This is a genomic window from Lentisalinibacter salinarum (assembly GCF_040706555.1).
Classification (GTDB): Bacteria; Pseudomonadota; Gammaproteobacteria; order Steroidobacterales; family Woeseiaceae; genus Lentisalinibacter; species Lentisalinibacter salinarum.
In genome coordinates this window covers 1,487,449-1,504,482 of the sequence record NZ_JAPDRH010000002.1, presented here as the reverse complement: position 1 = coordinate 1,504,482, position 17,034 = coordinate 1,487,449, and the positions used below count along the sequence as shown (strand labels likewise).

Sequence of the window (17,034 nt, the reverse complement as noted above, 5' to 3'; positions counted from 1 at the left end):
ATGGCACACCGGAACAGGCTGACGACGCTCCGGCACGCGGTCCGGCCGCGGGTGCTGGTGCGTTATGGCGGCCTGCTCGCCGTCACCATCGCCCTGCTCACCGCGATCCCGGCCGCAGCGGCCCTCGCCGGAGCGGATCACCGCGCCGCCGCCACCCTCGGCATCACGGCCCTTGCCCTCGGCGCCGCCGGATTCCTCTGCCACCGTATCCGGGCGCCCGCCGAGATCCAGCCGAACGAGGCGCTGGTGCTGGTGGCCGGTGCCTTCATCCTGACTCCGGCCGTGATGATCTGGCCGTTCACCACCTTCGGTCTGACGCCGACCGATGCCTGGTTCGAGGCGGTCTCGGCGGTGACGACCACGGGTCTCTCCGTGATCCCCGAGCCGGCCGGACAATCACCGGTCCTGCTGCTGACCCGGTCCTGGATGCAGTGGTACGGCGGTCTCGGCTTCGCCGCGCTGTGCGTGGTGATGCTGGTACCGCGCGGGATCGCGGCGCGCCGGCTGCTGGAGCCGACCGGCGCGCGTGAATCCGACATACCGTCCATGATCTGGCATGCCCGCCGCCTGCTGGTGCTCTATGCCCTCATGACCGTGGCGGCCTGGCTCGTCCTCTGGGCCGCGGAGGGCCGCCCGTACACCGCACTGGTGCACGTGCTGTCCGGCGTATCGACCGGCGGATTCTCTTCCCTGGACGGGAGCCTGGCCGGCTTCGACGGCCGCTGGTCGGCCTGGGTGCTGAGCCTGATCACCCTGCTCGCCGCCGTCAGCCTGCCGCTGTACCTGCGCGCCGCCCGTGGCGAATGGCGCGGCGTGCTCGCCGATGCCGAACTCCGCGCGCTGGTGCTGGCGGCGCTCGTGGTCGGCGCGGCACTGAGCCTGATCCTCGCCGCGAGCGGGCTGGATACCGGCATTGCGGCAAGACAGGGCTTCCTGCTCGGTATCTCGGCGCAGACCACCTCCGGTTTCACGCCGGTGGATCCGGCCACACTGCCGGACGCGGCCAAGTGGACCAGCATCGTCAGCATGGCTCTGGGCGGCAGCGTGGGTTCCACCGCCGGCGGCATCAAGCTGCTGCGGCTGCTCGTGGTGCTGCGGGTGATCCAGCTGCTGATACAGCGCATGGCGCTGCCGCCCCACGCGGTCGTCGAACCCCGCGTGGGCGGTCGGCGGCTGGAACCCGGCGAGGTCCTGCACATCCTGGCGGTGCCGACGCTGTTCCTGATAGTGGTCGTGGCCTCGGTCGTGCCGTTCCTGCTGTACGGCCACGCCCCGCTGGACGCCCTGTTCGAGGTGGTCTCCGCCACGGGCACGGTGGGCCTCAGCACCGGCATCACATCCAGCGACCTGCCCGGCCTGCTGAAGGCGGTGCTCGCCTTCGACATGCTGGCCGGGCGCCTGGAGTTCATCGCCATCCTGGTGGTGCTCGCCCCGCACACCTGGATCGGCAGGAGGTACGCAACACAATGAGAGCCGTATTCGTAGGAGCAGGCCCGGCGACGCTGGCCGCTGTCCGGGTGCTGCTCAACCGCAACCACGAAGTGGTCATCATCGAACAGGACAGGGAGGTGATCGAGTCGCTCGACGACCTCGACTGCGGGGTGCTGCACGGCGACGGCAGCCGCCCGGCCATCCTGAAGGAAGCCGACCCGGAGAACACCGACTTCCTGTTCTGCCTCACCACCAACGACCAGACCAACATCATCGCCAGCCTCGTCGGCCGCTCGCTGGGGTTCAGCCGGGTCGTAACGCGCATCGAGAACGAGGAATTCGAGCACGTCTGCCTGGAACTCGGACTGGTGGATACCATCGTGCCGGAGGTGACGGTGGCCCGGCATCTGGCCGACGTGATGGAAGGCCGCAACCCCCTGGAACTCTCCGCCACGCTGGGTGCGGATGCAAGGCTGATCTCCTTCGTGCTCGGGGAAGACGAGGCAGGCAGCATCGAAAGCCTGGACCTGCCGGGCGACAGCCGGGTCATCTGCCTCTACCGGGACGAGGAGCTGATCTTCGCGAAGCCGGAACTGGAGGTGAAGAAGGGCGATCAGGTCGTGGTGCTGGCGCGGACAGAAGACGCGGATGCGCTACGGGAGCGCAGGTCGAAGGGTTAGATCAGAATCCCTGGGGCGGTCCGGAGACTGGAGCGGGTGAAGGGAATCGAACCCTCATTCTCAGCTTGGGAAGCTGATGTTCTACCATTGAACTACACCCGCCCGGGGGGTTGCCGCTAGTCTACTGCCCCCGCCCGACAATCCCAATAGCTGCGATCGACCGCCGGGTCACTCGACGACGGTGAGTTCCTGGAGCAGGTGCCCGGCGCCGTACACTTTGTCGAGCGCCTCCAGCATGATGGCCGTATCGACGGCGACGGACCGGTTCAGGTCCGGATCGAACCAGAACTCGCCCGCGATCGAGTGGATGTTGCCGTCGAAGGCGACACCGACCAGCGCGCCGTCCGCCGCGATGACCGGGCTGCCGGAATTGCCGCCGGTGGTATCCGTAGTGCTGACGAAATTGAACGGCGTCCGGGGATCCAGTGCCTCGCGCGCCTTCCGCCAACTCTCCGGCACCAGGAACGGTCGCTCTCCGGTGGCCCGCTCGAACAGCCGGCGCGTCTTCGTAAACGGGGCCACGTATTCGCCCTTCTCTTCCCAGCCCTCGACCGCGCCGTAGCTCACGCGCAGCGTGAACGTGGCATCCGGGTAGATCCCTGTGCCGTAGATCCTGAATCGCGCATCCGCGATCATCTCCCGGCCGCGGGTAAGCGGCGCTTCGACGCGCTGCTCGTAGGCTTCGCGAAGCTCCCGGGCGGCCGGTTCGATGGCGAGAGCGAGCCGGATCAGCGGGTCGTCGCTCGCCCTGACGGCCTCGATGCCACCCTCCCAGAGTTCGCGCCGGAACGCGGCCTCGTCAAGGCGCGTGTTTTCCACGAGGTATTCCGCCAGCGCATCCGGTGACTCGTTGGCGAGGATGGTCTTCACGTAGGAGCTGTCCGGCCCGAGCCATTCGCGCATCTTCTCGAGCGAGAACGTGAGGCGCAGCTCGTCGTAGGGCTTGCTGACGGGCCGCTCGGCCAGCAGCCTCTGCTCCACCTGCGGCAGCGCGGCCTCCGTGTAGGCCCGGATCCGCTGCTCGTTCGGCTTCTCGCGCTCGACCGTACCGCGGACGATGGTCTTCGCATAACCGAACAGGTCGCCCATTAGCCCGGCGGCGTTCTCGATGAACAGATGCTCCTCGTAGATGTTGCGACGCGCCGCGACGGCGTCGGCGATAAGCTCCCACGCAGCGCCGTATTCGGCCTCGTACTCGGGATTCGCCGCCACCGCTTCCCGCAGCTTGCGCTCGCCGGCGGCCTTCTCCGCCATCATCTCATCGTTCAGCAGGGCGAACAGCCGGTTGCGCAGCACCTTGATGCCGTTTTCCACCAGCAGGATGTTCTGCTGCACGGCACGCTCGGCCTCCGGACTGGTGTGCTGCCAGGCGAGCATGCGGCCGCGGAGTTCGGAGTAACGCAGCAGCCAGATCGGGTAGACGACGTCGCGCAGCATCCTGAGCTCGGTGATGGTCAGCTGACGGGACGTGCTGCCCGGATGCCCGGTGACGAAGACGGGGTCCCCGGCCTCGGGACCGCCGCGGCGCCACGTCAGGTAGTCCGGTGTCGACGCCGGCTCGCCATCTTCGTAGGCGCGAAGGAATGACATGTCGAACGACCAGCGGGGGAAATTGAAGTTGTCGGGGTCGCCACCGAAGGCGGCGATATCGAGTTCGGGGGCGAACACCAGCCGCACATCGTCATAGCGCCGATAGGCGTAGATGAAATACTGGCCGCCGTTGTACAGGGTGACGGCCTCGCAGCGCAGCGCGCCCTCGGAAGCCGACTCGCAGGCGGATTCGAGCCGGGTGAGCATGGCCTTGCGCGTCTCGTTGGCTTCGGTCTCGGACAGACCCTCGATCGACTCCGATACCTGTTCGGTGACTTCCTCGTAGTCGACGAGCACCGAGACCTGCTGGCCGGGGCACTGCAATTCCTCGCCGCGTTCGGTGGCCAGGAAACCCTCGTCGGACAGGTTGCGCTCGTCGGTGCTGAGGTTGCGAACGCACCCCCAGATGCAGTGGTTGTTGGTCAGGATCAGCCCGTCAGGAGAGACGAACGAGCCGGTGCAGCCGTTCTCCAGGCGGGTCGTCGCGAGCTGTGCCCGCTCGAGCCAGGCGTCGTCGACAACCACACCGTACTTCTCTTCCACCTGGGCCGCCGGGAAGTTGTCGAGCGTCCACATACCCTCGTCTGCGAAGGCGGCGAAGGGCAACAGGAGGGCACAGAAACCGATCGTGAACTGACGCATGGCGGGACTTCCACTGAAGAGTCCGGCCATTCTAGAGTTGCACATCGCGGAACGGAACCGGATCCGGCGGCGGGCCGGGACCGTTGTACCGATCCGGGGCGCCCTCGCGCTCCCGTATAATCGATACCGGGCGGCGCCGGAATCCGTCCGGAGCACGCGCTCGAACAACGTGTTGCCACCCCCGAATGCCGGTCACGCATGGACGAAGAATCACATCGCAAGGACTCCGCCGACGCCGGCACCGCGGTATCCCTGCGGCCGGCCAACCCGGACGGCAAGAGCGCGAACGGCTTCCTGCTGGACTGGTACGCGAGCGCCCCCAGGGGCGTCGTCGCCAAGCCGCGCAATCAGGTGCTGGCGGAGTTGTTCACCTCGCTGCTGGTGCTGTCGGCGAAGTTTCGCTACAAGCCGGCGGTCGGCGTCACCAACTATCTGTACCTGGCGGAAGGCGAATGGGTGCTGAGCCTGATCGCCCCCGACGAATGGCCGGAGGATCGAGCCGAGGCCTTCGCCGGCGCCTGCGTGTTGCAGGCCGACCGCACGTGGACCATCGCACCGTCGGAGCAGCTGGCCGGGGACACGCCGGTGGCCGAGGCGGTGGCACGCTTCTACGAGGCCTTCGCGGCAGCCCTCGATACCGACGGCGTGCTGGAGGACGTCCTGCCCTTCTATGCCGGTAACCTCGCCTACTACCAGCGGCTGAACGCCAATGCCCTCAGCCGCTCGATACGCGCGACCGTCACCCTGGGCGACCAGCGGGAGATTCCGACGCGAGAGTGGCGGCTGGCCCTGCCGGAGACCGGCGCCACGCTCCTGCTGCGCCAGAACTAACGTAGGAGGGCCTTCAGGCCCGACAGACCGCGGACCAACAAGGGCCGGCAAGGCGGATACGGCCGTACATGCCGGACGATGCCCGTTGCGTACTTATCCCGATTGCGCAAGAAGGCCGCAGGACTAACCTGTTAGCAGGAGGGCGGGCCTACTCCGAACATCGGAGCAGGCTGTTTCCGCAATACGGTAATGGCTGACGTCACTGTCGGTCTGAAGTGCCTGGAACGAGACAGAGCCGGCACCATGGCGCTGGCAGCCTCGGCCGGTGTATCGCTGCTGCTGGGGGTTCTCGTGTACCTCGTCGACCGTGACTGGGGCACCGTGCTTTTCCTCGAGCCCCTGGCCGACCGGCAGCCGGCGCTCGAGGGGCTATTCGGCCCTTCAGCTGCCTGGCTCCCCTCCCTTTTCCATGCCTACGGTGTCGCGCTGCTCATCATCCTCATGCTGCGGCCGCGCCCCCGCGCATCCGTCTACGGCGCCTTCGGCTGGTTCCTGATCGCCGCCATCATGGAGTGGCTGCAATCCTCCCCCGCCGAGCGCCTGATCCTGGCGACGCATCGCCTCCTGACCGAGGGACCCCTGCCGGGGCCGGTCCAGGCGTACGTCGTTTACGGCCGTTTCGACGTCGGCGATCTCCTGGCAACCGCTCTGGGCTGCCTCGCTGCGGGCGTCGCGGCCCTGATTGTGGAGGTATCGAGATGAAAACGCTGCAAACGCGCTGGTACCGCAGGGTCGCGGTACTCGCATTTGTCGCCTTTGGCATCGTCACGACGATTGCCACCGGCGGCGGTGGTGGCGGGGGTGGCAGCATCACGCCTCCCCCCGACACCGGCCCGACGCTGACGATTACGGTCGATAACGGCGAAGCGGTGTCCACCGCGACGATCACCGGCGTCATGATGATGTTCGACGTAAGCGAGATCAGCGACCCGCTGCTCGCCTCGACAGACGACGCAACGCTCATGCTGCAGAAAGCAGGCAGCGAGGAGAGCCGCTCCGAGGTGCCATTCAGCGACGTCGTCGAGTTCTGCGCCGCGGGCGGCACCATCACGCTGTCCGGTGACGTGGCGGATCCGAACACGCTGACGGTGGGAGACACGATCACCGCATTGTTCGAGAACTGTGACGACAACGAAGGCTACGTCATCAACGGAGGGATCGAACTCACGATCGCCGCGATCGAGGGCGATCCGCTGACCAATGTCTTCCTCGTCACCCTGGACATGGTGCTGACCGGCCTCGTGGTAACCGACGATTCCGGCGCCGCGACCGCCGACGGCGACCTGACGCTTACCGTGGACAGCCTCGACTTCCCGGTGATTCTCACGGCGCTGTCCGGCAGCGAGCTCATGTTGTCGGAGACCGGCCTGAGCGTGACCTTCGAGGACTACGATCACACACTTACGGTCGACACGGGAGTCGCGCCGCAGACGTTCCTGGCAGAGGTCTTCGGCCGCATGGGCAGCAGCGCGCTGGGCGGCACGGTGGATTACGAGACGGTGGTGCCAATCCAGGCAACCGGTGATAACCCTCCGTACACGGGCGAGATTCTGATCACCGGCGCGGACGACAGCCGGGTACGCATCGTGATCGTAAGCGAGGGCGTGGTGCGCCTCGAGATCGACGAAGACGGCGACGGCGTGGTGGACGAGTTCGTCGATACCACCTGGGATGCGCTCGAAGGAGAGACGACCGGCTGAGCCGGCACGGCTTTCCGCCCGTGCGACGGCTGCCCGGGCGCGTCAACGCCCGGGCAGTGCCGCGGCGTCAGGCCGCGGACGGCTCCCGGATCCGGAACAGCACCGCATAGAGCAGCGGCACCACCACCAGCGTGAGCAGCGTCGCGAACGCCAGGCCGAACATGATGGTGACGGCCATGCTCTTGAAAAACGGATCGGCCAGCAGCGGCGCCACGCCGAGTATGGTCGTGAGCGCGCCGAGGAATACCGGCCGGGCACGGGCCACGGCGGCATCGAGCACCGCCTGCTGGCCTGGTTTGCCGCCCGCGATCTCGGCATCCGCCTGGTCCACCAGCACGATGGAGTTTTTCACCAGCATACCGATCAGGCTCAGGAAGCCGAGGATGGCCATGAACTCGAACGGCGTCTGGAACAGCAGCAGGCCGATGGTGACGCCGATCAGCGCCAGCGGCGCCGTCAGCCAGATCACCAGCGGCTGGCGGAAGGCGTTGAACATCACCACCACGGCCAGGATCATGGCCGCGAAACCGAACGGCGCGGATGCGGCCAGGCCCGCGTTGGCTTCCTGGGAGGCCTTGTATTCGCCGTGCCACTCCAGGGCGTAACCGGGCGGCAGCTCGATGGCCTCGACCTGGGGGCGCAGCCGTTCCAGCACCGGCGCCCAGAGCTTGCCGGGCAGCGGGTCGGCCTGGGCCTTGATGGTGGGAAACCGGTCCACCCGCCGGATTATGGCGTCCACCCACTCGATCTCGACGTCGCGCACCAGTTGACCCACGGGCAGATAACGCCCGGCGGCCGGGCTGTACACCTGCACATTGTCCAGCTCGTCGGGGCCGGCACGCTCGGCCAGCGGCGCCCGTGAGACGATGGGAATGAGGTCGTCGCCCTGGCGATAGACGCCCACGGTCTCGCCCGTATAGACCCGCTGCAGGGCGGCGCTGACCTCGGTGGTGCTGACGCCCGCACGGCGGGCCGCCACCTCGTCGACCACCGGACGCAACACGGGCACGCGCTGGCGCCAGTCGTCCTGCACCGCCATCGTCTCCGGATCCCCCGCCATGATGGCCTTCGCCTGGTCGGCGAGCCGTCTGAGGACGTCCGGATCCGGGCCGCGGAACGCGGCCTCGATCTTCTTGCCGCCGCCGCGGCCGAGCATGAACTTCCAGACCTTGACGTCGGCATCCGGGTGGCGCGCGGTGAGTTCGTCCTGGAGTTCGCCCACCAGTCCCGGGATCACCGAACTATTCTCGACGTCCACGAGCAGCTGGCCGTAGCTCGAGCTCGGATCCTCGGGCGTGTAGCTCAGCATGAAGCGGAGCCCGCCCTGGCCGATGAAGCCGGTGACATTGGTGACGCCCGGCTTCGTCCGCACGTATTCGCCGGCCGCCTTCATTTCTGCGGCCGTGACCTCGATGTCCGTGCCCTGGGGCAGGTACATGTCCACCACGAACTGGGGCCGCGCCGAATCGGGCATGAAGCCGGGCGGCACGTAGCCGCAGCCGATGACGGCTCCGGCCAGCAGAACGATCAGCGTGACCCCGGAAGCCGCCCGCTGACGCAGCACCGTCGTGAGCACGCCGCGGTAACGGCCGAGTATGCCGCCCTCGCCGGCATCGGCTGCCGGGTCCTTCGGCTTCACCCGCAGGAAACGCACGCACAGCAGCGGCGTGATGGTCACCGCCAGCAGCCAGGAGAGCAGCATGGAATAGAGGATCACCCAGAACAGCGAGCCGGCGTATTCGCCCATGTCGCTCGGCGACAGACCGATGGCGCTGAAGGCCAGGATGCCCACGGCGGTGCCGCCGAGCAGCGGCCACTGGGTGGAGCGCACCACCGCGGAGGCGGCCTCGCGCGGGTCTTCGCGCCGCTGCAACCGCACCAGTATGCCGTCGGTGACCACGATGGCGTTGTCCACCAGCATGCCCAGCGCGATGATGAGCGCGCCCAGCGAGATGCGCTGCATGGCGATGCCGTCCAGGTTCATCGCGATCAGGGTGCCCGCCACCGTGAACAGAAGGACGGCGCCGACGATCAGCCCGCTGCGCAGCCCCATGAAGACCACAAGCACGCCGATGACGATCACGAGTGCCGCGATCAGATTGTTCACGAACCCGTCGACTGCCTCGCGCACAGAGTCGGACTGGTAGGAGATGACCTTGAGTTCCATGCCCACCGGCCTGAGCGACTCCAGCTCGGCCAGCCGCGCCTTCACGGCGTCACCCATCTGCACCACGTTGCCGCCGGCCACGTTGGAGATGCCGAGCCCGATGGCCGGCCGGCCGTCGTAACGCACGTAGGCGCTCGCCGGTTCGACGACGCCGCGGGTGACGCTGGCCACGTCGCCGAGCGTGATGATCTGCTCGCCGCTGGAAGAGCCCAGCGTGATGCTGCTGATCGCCTCGACGGAGTCCACCGGCGCCACCGGCGCGATCACGATGCGCTGCTCGCCCACCAGGGTATCGCCGGCGGGCATGATGACGTTCTGCGCCTGCAGCACGTGGTAGATATCCTGCAGCGGTATGCCCAGCTGCGTGGCCTTCGTGGAGGCGATCTCGACGAAGATGGCTTCCTTCGGGGCGCCCAGCGTCGCCACCCGGGCGACGCCCGGTACGAGCAGCAGCTCGCGCTCGAGCTGGTCCACATAGTCGCGGATCCGGGTCAGCGAATAGCCCTCGCCGGTGACGGCGAAGAACAGCGAGAAGACGTCGCCGAAGTCGTCGTTTACGAAGGAGGGGCCCGCGCCCGGCGGCAGACGCGACTGGGCACCGTTGACCTTGCGTCGCAGCTTGTCCCAGACCTGTTCGAGTTCGGCGCGGGTCTTCGCGAATGCGAGCTTCATCTCCACCTTCACAAGGGAGTTGCCCATGCGCGAGACCGAGGTGACCTCCTCGACCTCCTGCAGCTGCTGCACCGCGCTCTCGATGACGTCGGTCACCTCGTCAGCCACCTCGATGGGCAGCGCGCCGGGGTAGGCCGTCGAGATCACGGCCGTGCGGATGATGAACTCCGGGTCCTCGTAGCGGGCGAGGCCGAGGTAGGACAGATACCCACCGATCAGCAGCAGCGCGCAGCCGACCCAGGCGATGGTGCTCTTGCGCAGGGTGTAGTCGGCGAGATCCACGGCGGAGCTCCGGCCCTCAGAGGGGCCGAACCAGCATGGCGTCGCGCAGGTGATTGACGCCGGCAGTGACGATGCGCTCGCCGGATGCGAGCCCGGCCGTCACGACGGCGCCCTCGCCCGTGACCTCGCCGATCTCGATCACGCGCTGGCTCACGCGGGAGGTGTCGGGATCCACCACCCAGACCCGGGAGTCGCCGTCAGGACCCGCGAAGATCGCCTTCATGGGCACGAGCAGCGCCTGCTCGCCCTCGCCGGCGGACACCGCCGGTAAGACCTCGGCCGCCATGCCCGGCAGGATGGTCACGCCCTGGGGCCGGGTCAGCGACAGCACCACCTCGTAGGTCTGCGTCTGGGCGTCGGCCTCGGAGGAGAACGACTTCAGCGTCACCGGGAAGCGCTGTCCGGGCATGCCCTCGAACACGACCTCGCCGGCTACGCGCCGCGGCGCGCCCTGCACGATGCGCTCGGGCACGTGAATCACCACCTCCAGCTCCGCCAGGTCCTGCAGGCTGGCCACCGGCTCCTTGGCCTGCACCGCCTGAAAGTTCTCCACGTAGCGGCGGGCGACGACGCCGTCGAAAGGCGCCGTGAGGCGGGTGTCCTCGAACTCCTTGCGGGCGGCCGCATAACGGGAGCGCGCCACCTCCATGGCGGTGCGTTTCTGGTCGACTTCGGCCCGGGCGACGGCCTGGGTTTCCTGCCAGACCTTCTCCACGCGTTCGTAATCAGCGCGGGCCTTGTCGTACTCCGCCTGGGCCGCCGAGAGCTGCAGCTGAAATGCCTCGGGATCGAGCGCGGCGATGAGCTGGCCTGCCTTCAGCGTCTGGCCTTCGGTGACGGGGAAGTCGACGATCTTGCCGGCCACGTCGAAGGCGAGCTCCGCGCGCTTGACCGCGCGGACGCGGCCGGGGAAACGCAGGCCGGAGCCGAGGTCCGTGGCGCCGACGGTGACGATCTGCGCGGGTCGAGCGATCTCGGCCTGCTCTGCCGGCGGCGACTTGTCGCAGGCGGTCAGCACAAGAGCGGTGAGAAAGAGCGTCGCGACTTTCCCCGTCGCGCCCGGCAGACTTCGAAACATCTTGTTCACATTCCTGTTGTTATTGGCATCCGGGCGGCCCAGTCCGTGCGGCGCCAGGGAAGCCTACCGGAAAACTCATGCGCCGCGCCATCGGTGGCATGCCACCGCATAGCCGGCCTGTCCGGCACCGTGTTGTCGCGGCTGTGATGGATGGCTATATTGCCGCGCAGATTCGCGAGGAGGCACGCCATGCGCCGGATTCCGAAAGCCCGTACCTTCCTGCTCGTCGTCGCCGCCGCCGCCGCGGGATGTGCGGGTCCGCCGGTCCAGCCGCTCATGCCGACTCCGGTGTTATTCACGGAACTCGGCGTCGGACCGCTCGACCACATACCCGAGCATCAGCGCTGGAATCCTCGCCGTGTCTATTACGCGACCACACGCGAACGTGAAGACGACCTGCAACGCATCGACTACGGCAATGCCGAGAGCGATGCGGTATCCGTGGGGATGACGCTGATCGGTTTCGGCGGCCCCAATCTCTCCTGGTCCGAACTGAACGAGTATTCGCGCAGTGCCGAACGGCCGGAGATGGTCGACCTTTCCATCGCCGGGCTGGTGGAGATCGGCCACTTCGTTCCCGGCGATGCCGGCGGGATACGCGACGTCGGCGGTGCCGCGGCCTGGCTGATGACCGACCTCAATTCATCCATCGAGTCGGCTCGCGACCGCGACCTGCTGATCTACGTCCATGGCGCCAAGGTGAACTTCTACAACGCCAACGCGTTCGCGGCCCAGCTGGACCACTTCATGGGCCGCGACATGACATCGCTGGCGTTCTCCTGGCCCACGCGCCAGAACATTCTCGCCTACGGGACCGGCAGCGACGTCCGGCGTGCCTATAGCGCAGCGCCGGCCCTGACCTCCCTGCTGGAACTGCTGGCCGCGGAATCGTCGGCCCGGCGTATCCACATCGTCTGCTGGAGCGCCGGGGGGAGGGTCGTGAATACGGCGCTGCGGGAACTGCATGCGCGGCACGCTGATGAAGGACAGGATCTGCATGAGCGTTTCCGCATCGGCACGGTGTACTTCGCGGCCGCGGATGTACCGAGCGAGGAGTTCCTCGAAGCCTTGCCCGCGATAGACGATCTGGCGAACCGTGTCGTCGTCACCGTGTCCTCCAGGGACAGCGCCCTGGAGATGGCGCGGACCTTCATGCGTGGCGGCACGCGTATCGGCCAGCGCAACAACGACCTGACTCCGGAGCAGATGGAGACCGTACTGGCGGCCGATCGCCTCGAGGTCGTCGATGTCTCGCGAGGCCGGGAAGGGCGCGGCTTCGACATCACCGGGCATCGCTACTGGTTCGACCACCCCTGGGCAAGCACCGACATGATCCTTGCCGTGCGCAGCGATCTGGGCCCGGACGAACGCGCGCTCGGCAAGACGGATCTGGAGCTTCTCTGGAGTCTGCCGCCGGACTATCCCGACCGCCTGCGGAACAATCTGACCCGCGAGGACCTGGAAATCCGGCGCAACTAGTCCAGCTCGATGCCGATGCCGAGAGCGTAGGTGACGTCCTCCTGCTCGTTGCCGGCGGCAGGATTGGACTCCCAGTCCCAGTCCACCTGCACGTTCATATAGATATCGCCCCAGACGTCCCAGCGGATGCCTGTCGAAGTGTCCGCCACCTGGTTGGTGCGTCCGGTCAGATAGACCCAGTAGCGATGATCGTGGAAGAACTCGAGATCCCCGCCGAGGAGGTCGCGGCGGTAGCGCAGCTGCCAGCGCGCGGCGGTCGATTCGTCGGTCTCGCCCGCGAGCCGCTCCCGAACGCCGATCGCGGAGAGCGAGATCTCGAACAGACGGTAGGCGTCCTCGTAGAACTGGAAGCCCACGCCGCCGCCGGGCGTGTAGCGATACGTGAGCTGACGGATGGGGTCGCGCTCGTAGCCGATGCCCGAGGAGAGGAACCAGCCGTCGGAGAAGAACCAGCTGTAGAGGTAGCTGGCGGTGTACTGCTCCTTCGTGGTCAGGCCGTCCTGGTCTTTCCGGTCCAGGCGGAAGTCCAGCCGGTGTCGATGATCGCCTATCTTCACGCCGCCATCCAGCTGCCAGAGGAAGTCGCTGGTCTCCGTATTGCCGCGGGTGGCGCTGTAGGAGAAATCGGAGCGGGCGTCCCAATTGAACTCGTCCTCCGGCTCCGTCAGTTCCTCTATGTCCATCGGCGCGAACGGCCGGGTACCCGAGCCGGTTACGAGGATCATGCCGCCGGATTCGTCGGTGGCGAAGCGGCCGGTGATCTCGCTGTGGTCGCGCAGCTCGATCTCCAGGTCTTCGTCAGACTCGATGCGGGCGACGGCGTCCAGCGACAGCGCGAATTCGTCCGCGTAGGCGGTCTCCAGAAAGAGCTCGTTGTCCCAGACGCGCTTGATGTCGCCGGTGATGCGATCACCGTTTTTCATCCAGACGACATCGGCCGCCACGGCGCGGGCGGCCAGCAGGGATACGAACAGGGTCGTGATTACGAAGAGGTGCTTACCGGACATGACGAAATCGCTGGTTGCGTGACGGGACGGCGGGAAGCCTAGCGGCCGATGCGATTACGGACAACTGCGGCCCTGGCTCACCGGCACTCCGCGGTGAACAGGAAACGGGTGACGCAGAACAGGAAGTCGCCTGCCTCCGCGCGCTGTTCGATACCCGCTCGCCAGTCGCGGGCTTCCTGTTCGCTCGTCCGCCCCCCCGACACGGCGGCGGCCGCGCACTGGTCGAGCATGGTGCCGGCGTAGCCGACCGCATCGTAGCGGGTGGACAGGACCGGCACGGCCCGGACGCGGACGGCGTCGAAACCCGCATCCCGCAGCAGCGGCAGCAGCCGTTGCGGCAGCCGCGGACTCGGTACGGCGCGGTCCCAGCCGTCGAACATCCGTCGCGTCAGGGCTGCGTCCTCTGCCGTGACGACAGCGGTCTGCCAGTCCGTCTCCACGATCACGACGCGGCCACCCGGACGGAGGACCCGGCGCATCTCGGTGATGGCGGTCTCCGGTCGCTCGACGTAGAGCAGGACCTGGGTGGCTGCGACTGCATCCGCAACGCCGGAGGCCACGGGCAGTCGCACGGCATCGGCGGCGGCCAGACCGACCTGGGGGACGCCGGCACAACGTGCCCGGGCAAGGTCGAGCATGGGGCCGCTGAGATCGAGGCCGAGTACCATGCCGTCCGGGCCGACGCCTTCCGCGATGGCTCGGGACAGCAGGCCGGGGCCGCAGCCGACGTCGACGATGCATTCACCGGGCGACGGGGCGAGTGCCTCGAGGGTGCGCTCACGCTGCCGTGCGATCTCGGCTGAGAGGTAGGCCCGTTCGGTGCGCCTCGCCTTGGCGTCGTTGTAAGGAGTACGGCGTTTCACGGGGCGCTCCCGGCCAGGCGGTACGATCCTCATTATGGTGCAGGACGGCGGCGTCGCCCAGCGGCGGTTATACTGACGGCTTCATGTGCTCCCTGTATCACCGCTACGGACGACCCGCACTCTGCGCGAGTGCCCTGCTGCTCGCGGCCTGCGCGAGCCCGGTGCCCGTGGGTCCGTCGCCGGGTGCCGCGGCAGCGGCGGACGCCGTCGCGACCGCGGAGGTGGCTTTCGTAACAAATCGGCAGCTCGAGACGGGCAGCGACGGACGGGACTATTACGGCGGCGACCGCGGACCGGTGACGGCCGGACGTTGCCGGGTGGCGATCCGGGACGCCGAAGACCACGACGGCCGCCTGCTCGGCGTGACGCCGGCGGCCACTGGCGACGTGAAGTCGGCTGTCGGGGATGTCGGCCGCGCCGGGGTGGTCGTTTATATCCACGGCTTCAACGAGGATTTCGGGCGCAGCTGCCGCCACGCCGCGCTGCTGCAGAAGCGGCTTGGGCTGGACGGCCGGCTGCTGCTGTTCAGCTGGCCCGCCGATCGCAAGTACGTGACCTATGCAAGCGATGCGGGTGATCTCGCCTGGAGCCTGCCGGATCTCCGCGCAGTGCTCGAGGGGCTGGCCGCCCGGCACGGCAGCGCCGGCGTGAGCATACTGGGGCACAGCCTCGGCGCGCGGGCGACGGTGGAGGTGCTGTCACGGATGGACGACGACGGCGGTGCGTTCGGCCAGGTCGTGCTGGTCGCTCCCGATATTGCGCGGTCGCGATTCGCCGAGCTGCGGCCGGCGCTGGAACGGAAGGCAGAGCGGGTGACGATCTACGCCTCGGAAAATGACCTGGCGCTGCGCCTGTCCACTGTGGTGAATACTTCAGCGCGGCTGGGGATTGCCGACGAGGAGGCCAGTGCAGGGGGCGCGCTGTCCGCGAAAGTGCAGCTAGTGGACGTGTCGGGGACCGGTCTGTACAGCCTGAGCGGACATGTCTATCACCTGCGCAATCCGGCGGTGATCGAGGACATCGGCCGTCTGTTTGCCCCGCTGGCCGCGGATGCGGATGGCAGCTACGAGCGCGTGCCGGGACCCGCTCCCGGCCTGTGGCGTCTGCTGCCGGTCAAGCGCGGGACGACGGCTTCGGCCGGTCGGAATCGGACCAGGAACTTCTGAAACTCTCATAAGTTTCAAAAGTTGCAAAAGTTCGGTCCGGCACCTTTATGCGATCCAGACCTGCTGCGCGTTGACGAACTCGTGGATGCCGTGGGGACCGAGTTCGCGGCCGTAGCCTGAGCGGCCGACGCCGCCGCTCGGCAGGCGGGGGTCGGTCTTCACGATGCCGTTGACGGCTACCTGGCCGGTGTAGAGCCGGCGGGCCATGGCTTCGCCGCGGGCGGCGTCCGTCCACACCGCGGCCGCCAGTCCGTAGGGAGTGTCGTTGGCGATGGCCAGTGCCTCGTCGGCGTCCGTCGCCTTCATCACCACCGCCACCGGGCCGAAGGTCTCCTCGCACGCGCCGGTCATGTCCTGCGTGACGTCGATGAGCAGCGTCACCGGGTAGAAAAAGCCATCGCCTTGCGGCAGCTCGCCGCCGAGTCGGCAGGTGGCGCCGGCGTCGACGGTCGCCCGCACCTGACGGTGCAGATTGGCACGCAGGTCGTCCCGTGCGATCGGGCCCACGTCGGTGGATTCCTCCCGCGGGTCGCCCACCTTCAGTTTCGCCAGGCGATCCTGCAGCAGTTCCACCATGCGGTCGTACACGGGCGCCTCGACGATGGTTCGCTTCGCCGCGATGCAGCTCTGCCCGGCATTGATGATGCGTGACAGGGTGATGGTGTCCGCCGCCTTTTCGAGGTCGGCATCCGCCAGCACGATGGCGGGGTCCGAGCCGCCCAGCTCCAGCACCGAGCGCTTGATCTCCGACGCCGCCGCGGAAGCGACGGCCGCCCCGCCGCGCTCGGAACCGGTGAAGGACACGCCCTTGATGCGCTCGTCGCGGATCACGCCCTCCACCGCGGGCGTCTCTATCGGCAGGTTCTGGAACACGCCTTCCGGCGCACCCACACGGGCGAAGACGTCCTCGATGGCCTGCGCGCAGCCCGGGACGTGGGGATCGTGCTTCATCGCGCAGGTGTTGCCGGCCATCAGCGCCGGCGCGGCGAAACGGAAGGCGAGCCAGAACGGCGCGTTCCAGGGCAGCACGCCCAGGATGGTGCCGAGAGGCAGATACTGCACGTAGCTGCGACTGGCGTCGGATTCTATGACGTCGGCCGACAGGTAGGACTCCGCGTGCTCGGCGTAGTGCTCGGCGCACCAGGCCGCCTTCTCCACCTCGCCGCGGGCCTCGCGCACCGGCTTGCCCATCTCCTCGGTCATGAGTGCGCCCAGGGCGTCCACGTCCCGGCGCATCTCGGCGGCAACGGCGCGCAACAGCTCGGCGCGCTCGTCGAAGCCGGTGTCGCGCCAGCCCGGGAAGGCGGCGGCAGCTCCGGCGAGGACGTCCTCGACCTGATCGGGCGAGGCCGGCTTCACCTCGCGGATCACGGTACCGGTCGTGGGATCGATGGCGGTCAGCATGTAGGGAAGCTCCTGCTCTGGCGGATATGGGTAGACGGGTAT

The 17,034-nt window shown here is 67.7% G+C and carries 13 protein-coding genes and 1 tRNA gene; 7 read left to right on the top strand and 7 right to left on the bottom strand.

Annotated features, from left to right (window positions below):
* Nucleotides 1-1,470, top strand: a complete 1,470-nt coding sequence (locus ACJMKZ_RS10085) for a TrkH family potassium uptake protein (protein ID WP_405233056.1) — start codon at nucleotides 1-3, stop codon at nucleotides 1,468-1,470.
* Nucleotides 1,467-2,111, top strand: coding sequence for a potassium channel family protein (locus ACJMKZ_RS10080; RefSeq protein WP_405233055.1), 645 nt, complete (start codon nucleotides 1,467-1,469; stop codon nucleotides 2,109-2,111). The genes ACJMKZ_RS10085 and ACJMKZ_RS10080 overlap by 4 nt, the downstream gene beginning before the upstream one ends.
* A 28-nt stretch (nucleotides 2,112-2,139) precedes the next feature.
* Here ACJMKZ_RS10080 and ACJMKZ_RS10075 read toward each other — a convergent pair.
* Together ACJMKZ_RS10075 and ACJMKZ_RS10070 are read right to left on the bottom strand one after the other, a co-directional pair.
* Nucleotides 2,140-2,213 (bottom strand) — tRNA-Gly (locus tag ACJMKZ_RS10075).
* 66 nt (nucleotides 2,214-2,279) lie between these two features.
* Nucleotides 2,280-4,343 (bottom strand): S46 family peptidase, encoded by a 2,064-nt coding sequence (locus tag ACJMKZ_RS10070; protein WP_405233054.1) that lies wholly within the window; start codon nucleotides 4,341-4,343, stop codon nucleotides 2,280-2,282.
* 198 nt (nucleotides 4,344-4,541) lie between these two features.
* Between ACJMKZ_RS10070 and ACJMKZ_RS10065 the strand changes: the two genes are divergently transcribed.
* From ACJMKZ_RS10065 to ACJMKZ_RS10055, 3 genes are all read left to right on the top strand, one after another.
* Nucleotides 4,542-5,174, top strand: coding sequence for a DUF2452 domain-containing protein (locus ACJMKZ_RS10065; protein ID WP_405233053.1), 633 nt, complete (start codon nucleotides 4,542-4,544; stop codon nucleotides 5,172-5,174).
* A gap of 189 nt (nucleotides 5,175-5,363) precedes the next feature.
* Nucleotides 5,364-5,876, top strand: a complete 513-nt coding sequence (locus tag ACJMKZ_RS10060) for a hypothetical protein (protein ID WP_405233052.1) — start codon at nucleotides 5,364-5,366, stop codon at nucleotides 5,874-5,876.
* The gene (locus ACJMKZ_RS10055; protein ID WP_405233051.1) at nucleotides 5,873-6,874 is read left to right on the top strand and encodes a hypothetical protein; all 1,002 of its coding nucleotides are present in this window, start codon (nucleotides 5,873-5,875) and stop codon (nucleotides 6,872-6,874) included. Before ACJMKZ_RS10060 ends, ACJMKZ_RS10055 begins: the two co-directional genes overlap by 4 nt.
* Nucleotides 6,875-6,941: 67 nt before the next feature.
* On the opposite strand, the gene ACJMKZ_RS10050 is transcribed toward ACJMKZ_RS10055, so the two are convergent.
* Both ACJMKZ_RS10050 and ACJMKZ_RS10045 read right to left on the bottom strand, forming a co-directional pair.
* Nucleotides 6,942-9,995, bottom strand: coding sequence for an efflux RND transporter permease subunit (locus ACJMKZ_RS10050; protein ID WP_405233050.1), 3,054 nt, complete (start codon nucleotides 9,993-9,995; stop codon nucleotides 6,942-6,944).
* 16 nt (nucleotides 9,996-10,011) lie between these two features.
* On the bottom strand, nucleotides 10,012-11,073 hold the full coding sequence (locus ACJMKZ_RS10045) for an efflux RND transporter periplasmic adaptor subunit (protein ID WP_405233049.1): 1,062 nt from the start codon (nucleotides 11,071-11,073) through the stop codon (nucleotides 10,012-10,014).
* Nucleotides 11,074-11,262: 189 nt separating this feature from the next.
* Here ACJMKZ_RS10045 and ACJMKZ_RS10040 point away from each other — a divergent pair, with 189 nt between their 5' ends.
* Entirely contained in the window at nucleotides 11,263-12,552 is a 1,290-nt protein-coding gene (locus tag ACJMKZ_RS10040; protein ID WP_405233048.1) for an alpha/beta hydrolase, read from the top strand.
* Here ACJMKZ_RS10040 and ACJMKZ_RS10035 read toward each other — a convergent pair.
* Together ACJMKZ_RS10035 and ACJMKZ_RS10030 are read right to left on the bottom strand one after the other, a co-directional pair.
* Nucleotides 12,549-13,559 carry a DUF481 domain-containing protein gene (locus ACJMKZ_RS10035; protein ID WP_405233047.1) on the bottom strand — a complete coding sequence of 337 codons (1,011 nt, stop codon included), beginning with the start codon at nucleotides 13,557-13,559 and terminating at the stop codon, nucleotides 12,549-12,551. The two genes, ACJMKZ_RS10040 and ACJMKZ_RS10035, sit on opposite strands and share 4 nt — an antisense overlap.
* A gap of 77 nt (nucleotides 13,560-13,636) precedes the next feature.
* Nucleotides 13,637-14,422: a methyltransferase domain-containing protein gene (locus ACJMKZ_RS10030; RefSeq protein ID WP_405233046.1), complete on the bottom strand. Its 786-nt coding sequence runs from the start codon at nucleotides 14,420-14,422 to the stop codon at nucleotides 13,637-13,639.
* Between the two features lie 83 nt (nucleotides 14,423-14,505).
* Between ACJMKZ_RS10030 and ACJMKZ_RS10025 the strand changes: the two genes are divergently transcribed.
* Nucleotides 14,506-15,588, top strand: coding sequence for an alpha/beta hydrolase (locus ACJMKZ_RS10025; protein WP_405233045.1), 1,083 nt, complete (start codon nucleotides 14,506-14,508; stop codon nucleotides 15,586-15,588).
* A gap of 45 nt (nucleotides 15,589-15,633) precedes the next feature.
* Here ACJMKZ_RS10025 and ACJMKZ_RS10020 read toward each other — a convergent pair whose 3' ends face one another.
* On the bottom strand, nucleotides 15,634-16,992 hold the full coding sequence (locus ACJMKZ_RS10020) for an NAD-dependent succinate-semialdehyde dehydrogenase (RefSeq protein WP_405233044.1): 1,359 nt from the start codon (nucleotides 16,990-16,992) through the stop codon (nucleotides 15,634-15,636).
* Nucleotides 16,993-17,034 lie beyond the last annotated feature (42 nt).

Bases quoted from the DNA above. Each gene is read 5' to 3' on its own strand.
- ACJMKZ_RS10045 (WP_405233049.1), bottom strand. From the start codon at position 11,073: ATGTTTCGAAGTCTGCCGGGCGCGACGGGGAAAGTCGCGACGCTCTTT.
- ACJMKZ_RS10080 (WP_405233055.1), top strand. From the start codon at position 1,467: ATGAGAGCCGTATTCGTAGGAGCAGGCCCGGCGACGCTGGCCGCTGTC.
- ACJMKZ_RS10065 (WP_405233053.1), top strand. From the start codon at position 4,542: ATGGACGAAGAATCACATCGCAAGGACTCCGCCGACGCCGGCACCGCG.
- ACJMKZ_RS10085 (WP_405233056.1), top strand. From the start codon at position 1: ATGGCACACCGGAACAGGCTGACGACGCTCCGGCACGCGGTCCGGCCG.
- ACJMKZ_RS10070 (WP_405233054.1), bottom strand. From the start codon at position 4,343: ATGCGTCAGTTCACGATCGGTTTCTGTGCCCTCCTGTTGCCCTTCGCC.
- ACJMKZ_RS10020 (WP_405233044.1), bottom strand. From the start codon at position 16,992: ATGCTGACCGCCATCGATCCCACGACCGGTACCGTGATCCGCGAGGTG.
- ACJMKZ_RS10040 (WP_405233048.1), top strand. From the start codon at position 11,263: ATGCGCCGGATTCCGAAAGCCCGTACCTTCCTGCTCGTCGTCGCCGCC.
- ACJMKZ_RS10035 (WP_405233047.1), bottom strand. From the start codon at position 13,559: ATGTCCGGTAAGCACCTCTTCGTAATCACGACCCTGTTCGTATCCCTG.
- ACJMKZ_RS10060 (WP_405233052.1), top strand. From the start codon at position 5,364: ATGGCTGACGTCACTGTCGGTCTGAAGTGCCTGGAACGAGACAGAGCC.
- ACJMKZ_RS10025 (WP_405233045.1), top strand. From the start codon at position 14,506: ATGTGCTCCCTGTATCACCGCTACGGACGACCCGCACTCTGCGCGAGT.
- ACJMKZ_RS10055 (WP_405233051.1), top strand. From the start codon at position 5,873: ATGAAAACGCTGCAAACGCGCTGGTACCGCAGGGTCGCGGTACTCGCA.